Source organism: Komagataeibacter sp. SM21, assembly GCF_041402665.1.
Classification (GTDB): Bacteria; Pseudomonadota; Alphaproteobacteria; order Acetobacterales; family Acetobacteraceae; genus Komagataeibacter; species Komagataeibacter saccharivorans.
The window spans coordinates 1-13,405 of sequence record NZ_JBGLOV010000021.1 but is presented as its reverse complement, the minus strand read 5'-3'; the positions used below and the strand labels follow the sequence as shown (position 1 = coordinate 13,405).

The following is a 13,405-nucleotide window of genomic DNA, read 5'->3' as shown; positions in this document are numbered from 1 at the left end:
GTCCCCCCGGTATTACGGTAGTGGAGTGCAGGTCTGTCCCGTCAGCAGTCCTGCCTGCCGGAACCGGCGGTTTCCTGCAAAACAGGCCGACCCCCGTCCATGGGGGAGAGGCGCTTGCCAATATCATCCGTGCAGACTGGTTCAGCCCTGCGGTAAAGGTTTACTGCAGAACGCGACTGGAGAAGCAGGATGACCCGGAAACTCGCAGCGATTACCCTTGCCCTTGCCCTTGTCATCATTCCCCTGATGGGCCGGGCGCAGTCTTTCGGCGTGAATGGCGGCATGGCCACAGGCACGTTTGGCATGGCGGGCGGTGGCGCGGGTTCCGCGCAGATGCCGTCCACCCGGTACAGTCCCTACGGCGCGTACGGGCCGCCTGCGATGGCCGGGGGACAGGGTGGATATGGTGGATATGGTGGATATGGTGGATATGGTGGATATGGTGGATATGGTGGGGGGATGATGCCCTACATGTTCGGTGGCTACATGCCCTATGGCTGGGGTGGCATGAATGGCGGGTATCCGCCTTACGAGCCGCGTACCTATGGCCCCGGCAGCCAGACCATAGTGGATGGAAAACCGGGATTCCCACCGGCGGACTCCCGCCCGGCATGGGGCAGTCATACAACGGTGGACGGGCAGTAGACATTCCGCCGGTCAGGAGTGTTTGACAGTGATGGGCTGAAAAAGTTTCCGGGTGCCGCCTTTTTCAAAAAGGCGGCGTTTTCCGAAGCTTTTCCACAATGGGCGGGAAGTGGCCTGGGCAGGTTTTCGCTGTGCGCAACCCCCGGCTGGCGTCAGGTCAGCAGGCGCGCCCGTTCTTCCACATCCCGGCTTTCCGATGTGAGCTGAAACTGGCTGACAAGATCAGACAGGCGCGTGGCTTCATCCAGCAGCGAACGGCTGGCCGCGGTTGACTGTTCCACCATTGCCGCATTCTGCTGCGTCACCTGATCCATCTGCGATATGGTGGAATTGACGTTGGCCAGACCGCCCGCCTGTTCCTTTGCCCGGTGCGTGCTTTCATCCATGATCTCGTTGATCTCGGCCACCAGCTTCACGATACGGTCCAGCGCGCTGCCCGCTTCGGAAACCAGCTTCACGCCGGAATCAACCTGTCGGCTGGATGTGGAGATAAGGGTCTTGATCTCCTTCGCGGCCTCGGCTGAACGATGGGCCAGATTACGCACTTCGGATGCGACCACGGCAAACCCGCGCCCCGCATCCCCCGCCCGCGCGGCCTCGACACCGGCATTGAGGGCCAGCAGGTTGGTCTGGAAGGCGATTTCGTCAATCACCGCAATGATCTGGGCGATCTGCCCCGCGGATGTGGCGATGCCATCCATCGCGCCCACGGCCTGACGCACGATGACGGTGCTCTGCTGCGCATCGTTATTGGCGCTGGCTACCACTTCCTGCGCGTGGATCGCCCCTTCAGCGGATTTCTGCACCGTTGCGGTAATATGGTTCAGCGCGGATGCGGTCTCCTCCAGGTTCTTGGCCTGTATCGCCGTGCGCTGGGCCAGATCGTCGGATGCCTTGCTGATCTCGCTCGTACCGTTCCTGATCCCGATGGTATTGGCCACCACGGCCTCAATGACACCGCGCAGCCGCACGACCGTTTCGTTAAAATCGGTGCGCAGGCGTTCGTATTCAGGCGCGAACTTTTCCGTCAGGGTGAAGGTCAGGTTCCCCTGCGCCAGATGGCCCAGACCGGTGGCAAGCCCGTCCACCACGGTTGCCTGACGGGCGGCGGTTTCCATGCGTTCCACCTCGGTCCGGCGATGTTCGGCTTCCGCAAGGCTGCGCTGGTGTTCCACCTCGTGCGATGCGGCTTCCGCCTGTTCGGCATTCTGCTTTGCTTCCGCCAGCGCGGTATTCGATACGGCAAAAAGATGCTCGATCTGCTGCGCCATCCAGTACAGCGCGCCCGCTTCCACCACCACAATGGCCGCATGCACCATAACACGGTAGAAATCCGCGCCGTCCTCAAACACCAGTTTCGGCATAAGGAAATTCATGACCAGATGATGCACTGCCGTAGTGGCCGCGCCGACCAGAATAACATCGCCGTCACAATAGGTCGCAAGCATGGCAAGCGCCGCGAAATAGTACATATGCACGTCAATCTGCATATACGACCCACGGCACGCCGCCAGAATGATCGAAACCAGTGCGCTGACGCCCACGCCAATGGTCAGGCGCGTTGTCTTGGCCTGTGGCGCCATCCACCATACCAGCGTTTCAATCACCGCCAGCCCGACCGCCGCAAGCGTGGGCGCAACCCAGTCATTGCCCGCAATATGGGCGCATGCCGCCACAAGACCCACATGCAGCCAGAACCCGCAGATCAGGCCCTGACTGACTGTCGCGCGAAGTTTTCCCAGAGCATCGACCATCTTGATTACATCTCCATCTGCCGGGATGCGTGGCAGCCCGTCATAGCCTGTGGGTTAAGGACAAGGATCGCCCCGGATTTTATGGCATCCCCCCGCGCCATATTCCCGCGCGGTTCAATTATGACGATGCTGGCCACAGCACCGGTACCAATCACGCGCCCGACCGAACCGGCAGCCTGCCGCGCATGCTGTCCGTCCCACCATGGCGGGAAAACCAGCGCCAGCGGTCCCTGATCGGGAGGGGACAGATGAATACCGAGAATGACCACAAGCGACCCGACCGCAAGCAGGACCGGCAGCAGCAGATCCGTAACCTTTCGCCGGGGTCGGGCATTCGGGGCGTTCCGGCTGTCAAGCATGACAGGCTGCATCATCCGGCCCTGTCATGATGCCGGGTTACGGTCGCAGTCCGGCCCGGCGCATTCATCGACCGGCCCCGCCATTCCCTGCCCGCCATACGACCATGACAGACGGCGGGGCCATCATGGACGGTCGCAACCTTGCCCTTTCCCCGCGCCGGGGCGTAAGGGGGGAGAGAGGCTGCAGGGTGAATGAACGGGTACATTGTTTACTGAGTTTACTGATTTCTAATAATGATTAACGCGTGGTTACAGCATGGACGGCCAGACAGAAAGAGCCAAGTGCGCCATCGGCCGGAAGGGTATCAAAAAACCCTTTTCCCCGAACATACCAGAAGGGCGCGTCGCGCATGGAAAGACACACGCCCCCTTCCACCATGACCGGAACGGAAGGGCCGGATCGGGCCTGCAACAGGATGGAGCGGCGTCATGACGACCATTAATACACCGGGATCGCCGCCTGCTTTCCTGTCCCCTGGGGAAAGCGGGGTTGAAAATATCAGGGCGGCGGGGTCGCAATCATCGCTCGGTCCATCATCCGGCGTGGGTGGGGGCGATACCGTTACCCTCTCCGCCGAGGCCACGGCCATGCTTGCGCAAATGACAAAAGATGTCGTTGCGCCGGAAATCGCCTATTTCGCGCAGTTCTTCCCGGTTCTGGAGGGAATGGATGCGACCGCCCTCGGCGCGGGCGTGGCGGACCCGGCCGCGACATCGCTGTCTGCGGGCCTGTCCCCTGACGAAATCGCCGTGCTGGCGCGCGCCAGTATCGACGCCGCCCGGACCGCGCCTGACGGCCCCGCCGGTCTGGCTACCGTGCGCAGTCTGGACAATGTGGAATGGACCAGTCTCATGTCCATGCTGGACCGTCCCGCCCTTGCAGCGGTGCGGGCCAATGAAGGCGGCCTGTTTACCCGCGATGAACAGGACGCGGCCCGGACCATCATGGCCCGGCAGCAGGAAATGGCCATGGGTATCCTGCCCGAACATGGTGAAGCCATGGCCCGGCAGGCTGTCGATGCGCTGAACGCCTATACCAGCCCGGAACGGATGACGGCGGCGATCATGTTCCTTGACCGGGCCAGCCTGTACGAAAAAAGCACCATTGCATGGGTATTCGGCCGCGCGGCGGCGCAGGTTGTCTATGACGGGGATATGGAAGCCGCGGGCCTCCTGCCCGATAATACCATCCTGAGCGAATTCAATATCGTGGCCATGGTTGCCGCCGCCATGAACACAGCGCAGCAGCGCGGCCCCAACGCCCGCGCCAGCCTTCAGGACCGGAGCAGTCTGGACGATCTGCGCGCGCGACTGGACAGGGCACTGGCCCGCATGCGCGAAGAACTGGGCCTTCGCCCCCAATCCACACGCCGGACCTGCATGGAAGCGCAACGCATGGCCACCCAACCGGGACGGCAGGCCGCGCCGCTGGCGGCCCTGCTCAACACATTTTACGCACGCGCCGGTCGGTAGGCGGCTTCTACCGGCCTTTATCCGCCCTGTGCTCCTCATAGACACGCAGATTGAGGTCAACGAGATCAAGAATGGGCGTTGCCACCGCGTGACTGCGCGCCCTTGCCACAAGATCACCGATGATCTGCCCTGCCTCGATCGCTGCCCCCTGCGACAGATCCCGAAACATGGAGGAGGTGAGGGTCGAGCTTTCGGCAGTCAGCATGCGGATGGTACGCTCCACCACCCCATCGGCAGGCGGATGGCCCGATGCACCGGCCACCGCCACACATTCCGCAACGGTCGCACGGGCAAAATCCTGCCCGTAAGGCTGGCGCGCCACATCGCCTACCGTCCCGCGCATAAGGCAGCACAGGGTGCCAAGGGATGCGAGCAGCACCCATTTTTCCCACATATCCTGCATGATATGGGGTGACAGCACCGTATCGAAACCGGGGGCCGACAGGGCGGCGCTGATGGCGTGGACACGGGGCGTATCCACCCCGGAGCGTTCACCATAGGACAGGCGCGGCTGCGGTCCGGTCTGCACGATCCGTCCGTCCGCGTCCAGAGTACTGACAATGAAACATGTGCCCCCGAGAACGGCGTCCGCCCCGAAGCGCTCCGCCAGCACATCAAGGTGACGCATGCCATTGAGCAGCGGGACGATGCAGGTCTCAACCCCAACGGCAGCGCTGAAATCATCCATGGCCTGCGCCAGAGAATAGGCTTTCACGCTCAGCAGCACGATATCGTACGGATGGGTGATCTCATCCGCCGTAATCATCTGGGGACTGATGCTGGCATCCCCCGCCGCGCTGACAAGATGCAGTCCATCGGCGCGGATCTGCCGCAGCCTGCCGGGCCGGACCAGAAAGGTCACATCATGCCCTGCCGCGGCCAGCCGCGCGCCAAAATACCCCCCGACGGCCCCTGCCCCGACAACCAGAATTCGCGGCTTCATCGTGTTTTTCCCTGCCCTGCCGATGGAATATGAAAAAGTCCGGGCACGATACAGCCGAAACCTGCGTGTGATAAGCGGTTAAGCCGCAATCTGCGCGCCGTTCTCCTTCCTGCGCACCGGCCGTATCGGAACCCGGTGCATGCGGATCGAAAAAGGGTCGCGCATCAGCACAAAACGGCAGAAACCGCCATTTCCCTGCATTACCGGCCATACTGCAATCATTATGGGACGACATGGCGGGCAACACCGTTCGATTACTACAAATGACACAGCGCAACAGTCAGGTCTTCCGGCCCGCCTGCCATCCGCCGCCCATTGCGCGCACCAGATCAATGCCCGCAATCCGGCGGCGCGTCAGCAGGGTAATCATGTCTTCACGCGCCTGCAGTTCGGCAGTCTGCGCAATGACAACCTGAAGATAGTCCACGGCCCCTTCACGATACTGGATGCTGGCCAACTGATCGGTACGGGCGGCGGCGGTGACGGCTTCAGCCTGCCGCGTGGTGGCATCGGCCAGATGGTTGAGCAGGGCAAGCTGGTCCTCCACTTCCTGAAAGGCATGCAGGGCTGTCTGGCGGTAATTCGCGGCACCTTCAGCATAGGCGGCGTGCATGGCGGCCAGATCGGCAAAGCGGCGGCCCCCGTCAAAAATGGCGAGGGTCGCCAGCGCAGGCCCCAGCGCCCACACGCCCGAACCGGCGGACAGCAGCGTGCTGACCGTAGTTTCCGACCCACCGGACGCGCCAAGGTTGATATTGGGAAAAAACGCCGCCCGCGCCACGCCAATGCGTGCATTGGCCGCCGCCATGCGGCGTTCGGCGGCTGCCACGTCCGGGCGACGTTGCAGCAGGGCCGACGGGGCCACGACAGGAATAACCGGCACGACATCAGACATATCATGCGGGGGGAGCGAGAACGTGGTCGGTTCCTCACCAATCAGTACCGCAATGGCGTGTTCGACCAGCGCGCGGTCCGCAACCTGCTGTTCAAGCTGTGACTGGACAGACGCAAGCTGCGTTTTCGCCCGCCCCACGTCCAGTTCGCTCGCCGCCCCGCCCGTGAAACGGTCCGTCGTCAGGTGCAGCGCCGCTTCATAGGCGGAAGCAGTCCGCCGCAATACATCTATGCGCGCATCCAGACCGCAGATGTGGAAATAGTCATCGCCCAGTTCCGCCTCCAGACTGAGGCGCATGGCGGCAACGTCATCGGCGCTGGCCTGCGCCTGCGAACGCGCGGCTGAAACAAGGTTGCGTATACGCCCCCACAGGTCAGGCTCCCACGAAACGGTGCCGCCAGTCGCGTAATTGCGATAATCGAAATAGGAACCGGTCTGCAGGAACAGCGTGCGCTCCCGCACGGCACTGGAAGACGCATCGATCTGGGGAAAAAACTCCGACCGTGCGCGACGCACCATCGCGCGGGCCTGATCGTAACGGGCAACGGCGGCGGCCAGTTGGGGGCTGCCATGTTCGATGCGTGCCTCCAGCGCGTTCAGCCGCGCATCCCCCATGACTGTCCACCAGTCCGCCCGCGTGGAAGGGGGCGTGGGGGAAACTGGCGTCCACGGACCACTTTCGCGGAATGTGACCGGCAGCACGGGCTGGGCGGGCTTATGGTAATCCGGCGCAAGGTTACACCCGGCAGGCGCAAGTGCCGCCATGCACGATATGCCCGCCCACACGATGCCGAAGGGACGACCGGAACGCCCATGATCCCGCCTGCGCCCCCGGTCCCGAACGGCCCCTGCACGCCGTTCCGTATCAGGCGCCATGCCTGTTCTCCTGCGGCCGGACTTCATCCCCGTCACGCAGGTCATCGCGCGGATTGTCGATGACCGCACTCTGCGCGGTCAGCCCCGTAACCTCAAGCTCCGTGCCGAAATCGGTTACGATGGCAATGGGCAGGATTTTTACGTGCTGGCTGGAATCCATGGTTGCCACCGTGGTGCCGTCACGCCGGAACAGCAGGCTGCTGGCGGGAATACGCACGGCACCGGATGCCCCATCTGTGGCAGGAAAGGTAAAGGCGATCTGTGCATACGCCCCCGGCCGGAGCAGGTTGCGGGCGTTGTCATAGACAAGCTGGACCAGCATGGCACCCGACTGCGGATCAACGGCATCCGCGGAACGGATAAGCCGGGCCCTGAACTCCCTGCCCGGATAATCGGGCACGGTGAAGGCGACGGACATGCCCTCCTTCATGCGCGCGATGTAGGTCTGGGGCACGCTGACATAGATGCGCAGTTGCGAGACATCGGAAACGGTGAAAAGCGGCTGGGCGGCAGATGTACCGGCCACGATCAGCGCGCCAATATCCGTGGCGCGACTGGTGACGACACCGGTAAACGGCGCAACGATACGCTTGAAACCCGACAGGGTTTCAAGCCGCTGCACCTCGGCTGCCGCTTCGTGCCGCGTGGCCTCGCTTGCGGCAAAATTACCCCGCCTTTCGTCCGTTTCCTGCTGCGATACGGCATTCAGCGCATTGAGCCGGTTCCACCGCCGCGTGGTGATGCCCGCAAGGTCACGCTGCGCGGTCCGCGTGGCCAGCGCCGCGCGCGCGCCCGCCAGTTGCAGGTCCACATCGGGCGTGTCGATTTCTGCCAGCAACTGACCCGCCTGCACACTCTGGCCGATATCGACATACCACCGCAGCAGGTAGCCATTGGTCCGCGCATAGACCGGGGCGCTGTACCACGCCTGCAACCGCCCCGGCAGGACCAGCCGGTCGGATGCTTTCCCGCCCGGGTGGACGATGCTGACCGTCGGAATCGTTGCCGCGACCGTTACCGCATGAAGCTGGTGGCGCGCATGCAGCCGCATGAGCGTCCCCACCAGCAGGACTAGCGCAAACAGGACACCCGCCACAAGAACGAAGCGGTACAGGCGCGGACGATGTCCGGGTTTCTCCGCTGTCCTGTGCTGTGGGAATGATGAAGCCGCATCAGGCATGGGCGGGCGCCCCATGCGTCGTACCTTGCGCGCGCCGGTGATAGATGATGGCAAACAGGGTCGGTACAAGAAACAGCGAGGCACAGGTGGCGAAAATCAGCCCGCCAATGACCGCGCGGCCAAGCGGCGCGTTCTGTTCGCCCCCTTCCCCCAGTCCCAGCGCCATGGGCAGCATGCCGATGATCATGGCCAGCGCCGTCATCAGCACGGGCCGCAGCCGCGTCCTGCCCGCCACCAGTGCGGCGCGCAACGCATCGCCATGCTCCTCAAGCTGCTCACGGCAGAATGTGATGACAAGGATGGAATTCGCGGTGGCCACCCCCATGCACATGATCGCCCCCGTCAGCGCCGGGACGGAAAGGGGTGTGCCGGTCGCAAACAGCATCCAGCAGATACCGGCCAGCGCCACCGGCAGCGCGAGGATGATGATGCAGGGGTCGGTCCAGCTCTGGAAATTGACGACGATGAGCAGATAGATCAGCACGATGGCCCCCAGCAGCCCCGCGCCCAGACCGGAAAAGGCGGTCGTCATGGACTGGTACTGCCCGCGCAGCGTAACACTGACCGTTGCGGGCCGCTGGTGATCCAGCCGGGCCAGAATCTTCTGCACATCGGATGCGACCGCCCCCAGATCGCGCCCGTCGCTACCCGCGAAAACATCGATCAGGGGGCGGATATTATACTGCCCGTCCACCGGTGATGTCGTGCCACGCGTGATCGTGCCCAGCGCGCCCAGCACCTGCGGCTGCGTGGTGGCGGCCGCCCCCGTCACCGGCAGGCCGATCACGTCCGCCAGCGCCGCAATGCGGTATTCTGGCATCTGTACTGCAATGGGGTAGGTGACGTTATTCTGCGGGTTCAGCCAGTACAGGGGCGCTGTCTGTGATGTGCCCGCGATGGAGGTGGCGATGCTGTTGGTCACATCGCCTTCCGTCAGGCCAAGCTGGTTGATGCGCGTGCGGTCCACATCAAAACGCAGTTCGGGATAACTGGCGGGCTGCTGTATCCGCGCATCGACCAGACCGTCGATATGGCGGACCGCGCGCAGCACCAGTTCGGCAAACTGCCGCGTTTCATCGGGATGCGGGCCGATGATCTGGATATCTATCGGGGCCGGGGCACCGAAATTGAGGATCTGGCTGGTAATATCCGATGGCAGGAACGCGAACTGCGCCTGCGGGAACAGTCGGGGCAGCTCCGTGCGCAGGCGGCGCACATAGCGTGCGGTAGGGTGGTGATTTTCCTTCAGCGCAATCAGGATGTCCCCATCTTCCGGCCCGATCGTGCCCGATGCGTTATAGGACACATTGATCGCGCTGTTGGGCAGGCCGATCGTATCGGCAATGGATTCCACTTCATCGGACGGGATGCGGGCGCGTATGTGTTTTTCGATATCGAGGAAAAGCGCGCTGGTTTCCTCGATCCGCATGCCGACCGGGCCGCGCACATGCAGCGTCATGGCGCCCGCATCCACCTGCGGAAAGAAATTGCGCCCAAGGAACGGCAGCAGCAGCAGGCTGAGGAAACCAAACCCCAGAAAGCCGATCGCAAAACGCCCGCGCCGGGCCAGCACCGCTTCCAGCACGTTGCCGTAGCGATCGCGCAGGGCTTCAAAACGATGTTCGAAACCCTGCTGAAAGCGGGTGAAGACATTGCCCTTCCCCCCCTCGCCCCCGTCATGCCGGCGCAGCAGGAACATGGCCATGGTGGGCACGAGCGTACGCGAAAGGATGAAGGACATGATCATGGCGAAAATCACCGCCAGCGCCATCGGCACGAACAGGAAACCCGACACGCCCGGCAGGTAGAACATCGGCACGAAAACGATGCAGATGCACAGCAGCGACAGGAAAGCCGGGACGATGATTTCGCCCGATCCGTCAATGATCGCGGCATGCACGTCCTTGTCCATTTCCAGATGGCGTTCGATATTCTCGATCGTGACCGTCGCTTCATCCACCAGAATGCCAACGGCCAGCGCCAGACCGCCCAGCGTCATGACGTTCAGCGTCTCCCCCAGCGCCGAAAGGACTGCGATCGCGCCGAGGATCGATAGCGGGATGGAAGTCGCGACAATCAGCGTGGACCGCCACGACCCCAGAAAAAGCAGGATCATGAGACTGGTCAGACCCGCCGCAATCGCGCCTTCACGCAATACGCCGCTTACGGCGGCGCGGACGAAAAGCGACTGGTCATTGACCGGCGTGACCTGAAGCTGTTTGGGCAGTCCGCGCGTGGCGTCGGGTATGGTGGCGCGTATCCCTTCCACGATCGCGATGGTGGAGGTGGCGCCCGATTTCAGCACCGTCAGCATGGCCGAACGCTGGCCGTCGACATGCACGACGTTCTGCTGCGGCAGGGAGCCATCGCGCACATGGGCCACGTCGCGCACGCGCACCACCGCCCCGTTCACTGTTTTGACGGGCAGCATGTTAAGCTGTTCGACCGATAGCGGCGCATTGTTCAGGCGGAAATTATACTGGTATTCCCCGATCTTAACGAAACCGGCCGGTGTGATCTGTGTCTGGCTGGCCAGCGCACCGGCCACGTCCAATCCTGAAACGCCCCGGGCCTGAAGCTGCGCGGGATTGAGGTCCATCTGGATCTGGCGCACCCGGCCCCCGTTGGGAAAAGGAATGGCCGCCCCCGGCACCATGACAAGCCGGGTGCGGATGAAATTGAAGCCGAAATCATAAAGCTGCTGTTCCGTCAGCCCGTTTCCCGACAGGCCAAGCTGGAGGATCGGTACGGTGGAGGCATTGTAATTCAGGATCAGCGGTGGCGTCGTGCCGATGGGAAGCTGGCGCAGCAGCGTCTGCGCGATGGCCGTGACCTGCGCATTGGCAAGGCGGACATCAGCACCCGGCTGGAAAAATATCTTGGTCACACCAATGCCGGTCAGGGCCTGCCCTTCGATATGTTCGATATCGTTGACGGTGGTGGTCAGGGCGCGCTGGAACGGTAACTGGATGCGGCCCGACATATCCTGTGGCGAAAGGTTGGTATAGGTCCATGCAACCGCCACCACCGGGATGGCAATGTTGGGGAAGATGTCCTTGGGCGCGCGGATGGCGGACAGCACGCCCGCGATCACGATCAGGATCGCCATGACGACAAAGGTATAGGGACGCGCCAGCGCCAGACGGACAATGGCGTTCATGGCGGCAGGGGGACCGCTGACCCGCAGGGACCGGCCAATGCCATGAAGGCTACCATGCCTGGCCCGTGGGCGCGGGGCTGTCCGCTACTCCTGTCCTCATGCATGAAGCGGCGTCTTTCCATGATCCAGCCACGGGAGCCTTCGCATCCGGGCCACGCGACACACCCCCACACGGCTACTGAACGCCGGATGTGCCATGCGGTTTTTTCACCACCGGGTCATCATGATTATTTTCGGGCCCGTGCCGCAGCATGCGCGGTGTCTGGCGCGCTGGTGGACAGTCGGGTTCCATCGGTTCATAGTAAGCGGCCCGTTCGACACGCAGCCCGACGCAAGGAGCCTGCCTTGCACAATCTCGATTTCAGTTCCTGGCACAATCTTCTGGTCACCATGATCGGGCTGTCCCTGATTACGCTGATCGGGGTTGGCATCCGCCTGTTGATGATGGTCGTCATCCAGCAGCGGCGGGAGCGCATGAACCGCCAGATCAACGAACGGCTGCGCACCCTCATTGCCGCCTACCGCACGCTGGGCGGTTCGTTTACGGGAAATCTGGCCGTGGACCCGCGTCATCGCCGGGAACTGCGCAGCGTGCCGGATGGCGATACCCCCGATAGCCTTCCTGATAATGCGGATACCGGGGGCATGGCGGGATCGGATCGGGCACGACGCATCCGCGATGCAGTGGAGGCCGCCCTGTCGGACATCATGCTACTGGGCACCGAGGAGCATGTCCGCCTGGCGGAACGGGCTGCGCGGGAACTGGTGGCAGGGCAGCTTGTGCATACGCATGATCTGGTTGTCTCCCTACGCAGTTTCATCCGCAGGGCGCTGGATCTCGACCCCATTCCATCCGATCTTGCCATCCCGATGCAGGGACCGACCCGCACGCAGGGCACCGGCGGACGGAACAAGGAAGACGGAAAAAAGGAAGGAACCGGCAACGCGGGTGGCGGTGGCGGCGGCATGCAGTCAGGCGGCGACATGGCTGCAATGGGCGACACCGGCATGAATGCCGATGAAAGCCCTTCCGCGCACTGAAGGCGCAAGGCAAACAGTGGGACGCACGGATATCCTGTTCCGGATGGCCCAGGACTAGCCGACATCTGGTTCAGAATCTGTGGGCTTACTTCATGGGAATGGCGGCCTATGGCAGCTTACCACAAGACCTAATGGGTCTTGGCGCTAAATAATTTTTACATTACACTTATACCTATACGTAATGAAAATTATAGGCGAGGATCATTCAGGACAATCATGATACAAATAGAAAATAAATCAATAAGCATTGTTATACATGGAGGATGCTTTGAAAAAGACGCATCCGACATTGCCAATATACTTTCCAGTTATAGAAATATTTTTAGTGAATCAGAGATCATTTTTTCCATATCAAGCTCGGATTTTATAGATTTTGAACTTTCCAATGAGAAGTCTCTATTCTCATATAAAAATAATATGGTTGGCTTCTGCCGCCTTGTTAATAAATGTGCGGATAAAATAGCCTACTCCTATATGGCGCAACCCTTCCCGCCCATTATCCACGATGCGCCAAACTGTCATGCCAACCATATGATTGAATCCGCCCGTAACGGACTGGCATTGGCATCCAGAGAATTTGTCCTGAGAACAAGAAACGACTTATTATTCAAGGATAGATCTTTTATAAATGAATATATCAGACTATATAGTGAATATTATACAAGGGGAGAGTATACGGCTGTTTCTTTCCCGGTCATGATCCCTTCCCTTTATACACTTAATCCCTTTTCCAAGGCCAGAATCCCATTTCATTACAGTGACTGGTTTAACTTCGGCAAACTGTCTGATATACGCTCCATATGGGACGTACCTCTGGTTACCCTGGATTTCATGACATACTATGGCACCCATTATTGTGCACCAGGAAGCAAAGCGGAAGAGCGAAATTTCAATGCACATATTGCTATCGAGCAATATATATACTTTAGTTTTTTCTCTAAAAAGTTTAAAAATGGAGGGTTCGAAAAACCCTCTGGTATTGAGGTCTGCTCTGTGATTCCATTTTCCTTGCGTTGATTGGAGTATGGATCATGAAGCAGGCGGGATTTTTTGACGTTGAAGAGCGGCTTGCCCGGCTG

The 13,405-nt window shown here is 61.2% G+C and carries 10 protein-coding genes; 4 read left to right on the top strand and 6 right to left on the bottom strand.

The window, feature by feature from the left end; translation table 11 throughout:
* The first annotated feature begins 189 nt into the window (after positions 1–189).
* Complete coding sequence (locus tag ACBR42_RS14825) at positions 190–645, top strand: hypothetical protein (protein ID WP_371208520.1); 456 nt, start codon at positions 190–192, stop codon at positions 643–645.
* A gap of 152 nt (positions 646–797) precedes the next feature.
* Here the strand turns inward: ACBR42_RS14825 and ACBR42_RS14820 are convergent, their stop codons facing one another.
* Positions 798–2,399 carry a methyl-accepting chemotaxis protein gene (locus ACBR42_RS14820; RefSeq protein ID WP_110547371.1) on the bottom strand — a complete coding sequence of 534 codons (1,602 nt, stop codon included), beginning with the start codon at positions 2,397–2,399 and terminating at the stop codon, positions 798–800.
* Between the two features lie 5 nt (positions 2,400–2,404).
* Entirely contained in the window at positions 2,405–2,773 is a 369-nt protein-coding gene (locus ACBR42_RS14815) for a hypothetical protein (RefSeq protein ID WP_371208519.1), read from the bottom strand.
* Positions 2,774–3,187: 414 nt separating this feature from the next.
* Here ACBR42_RS14815 and ACBR42_RS14810 point away from each other — a divergent pair, with 414 nt between their 5' ends.
* On the top strand, positions 3,188–4,231 hold the full coding sequence (locus ACBR42_RS14810) for a hypothetical protein (RefSeq protein ID WP_371208518.1): 1,044 nt from the start codon (positions 3,188–3,190) through the stop codon (positions 4,229–4,231).
* 7 nt (positions 4,232–4,238) lie between these two features.
* On the opposite strand, the gene ACBR42_RS14805 is transcribed toward ACBR42_RS14810, so the two are convergent.
* The 4 genes from ACBR42_RS14805 to ACBR42_RS14790 all read right to left on the bottom strand — a co-directional run bounded on the left by ACBR42_RS14805 (position 4,239) and on the right by ACBR42_RS14790 (position 11,285).
* On the bottom strand, positions 4,239–5,174 hold the full coding sequence (locus tag ACBR42_RS14805; RefSeq protein ID WP_371208517.1) for a ketopantoate reductase family protein: 936 nt from the start codon (positions 5,172–5,174) through the stop codon (positions 4,239–4,241).
* A gap of 280 nt (positions 5,175–5,454) precedes the next feature.
* Positions 5,455–6,945: an efflux transporter outer membrane subunit gene (locus tag ACBR42_RS14800; protein WP_371208516.1), complete on the bottom strand. Its 1,491-nt coding sequence runs from the start codon at positions 6,943–6,945 to the stop codon at positions 5,455–5,457.
* Positions 6,935–8,140 carry an efflux RND transporter periplasmic adaptor subunit gene (locus ACBR42_RS14795; protein WP_371208515.1) on the bottom strand — a complete coding sequence of 402 codons (1,206 nt, stop codon included), beginning with the start codon at positions 8,138–8,140 and terminating at the stop codon, positions 6,935–6,937. The genes ACBR42_RS14800 and ACBR42_RS14795 overlap by 11 nt, the downstream gene beginning before the upstream one ends.
* Entirely contained in the window at positions 8,118–11,285 is a 3,168-nt protein-coding gene (locus tag ACBR42_RS14790; protein ID WP_371208514.1) for an efflux RND transporter permease subunit, read from the bottom strand. The genes ACBR42_RS14795 and ACBR42_RS14790 overlap by 23 nt, the downstream gene beginning before the upstream one ends.
* A gap of 345 nt (positions 11,286–11,630) precedes the next feature.
* Here ACBR42_RS14790 and ACBR42_RS14785 point away from each other — a divergent pair, with 345 nt between their 5' ends.
* Positions 11,631–12,326, top strand: coding sequence for a hypothetical protein (locus ACBR42_RS14785; RefSeq protein WP_371208513.1), 696 nt, complete (start codon positions 11,631–11,633; stop codon positions 12,324–12,326).
* Positions 12,327–12,542: 216 nt separating this feature from the next.
* On the top strand, positions 12,543–13,343 hold the full coding sequence (locus ACBR42_RS14780) for a WavE lipopolysaccharide synthesis family protein (protein WP_371208512.1): 801 nt from the start codon (positions 12,543–12,545) through the stop codon (positions 13,341–13,343).
* Positions 13,344–13,405 lie beyond the last annotated feature (62 nt).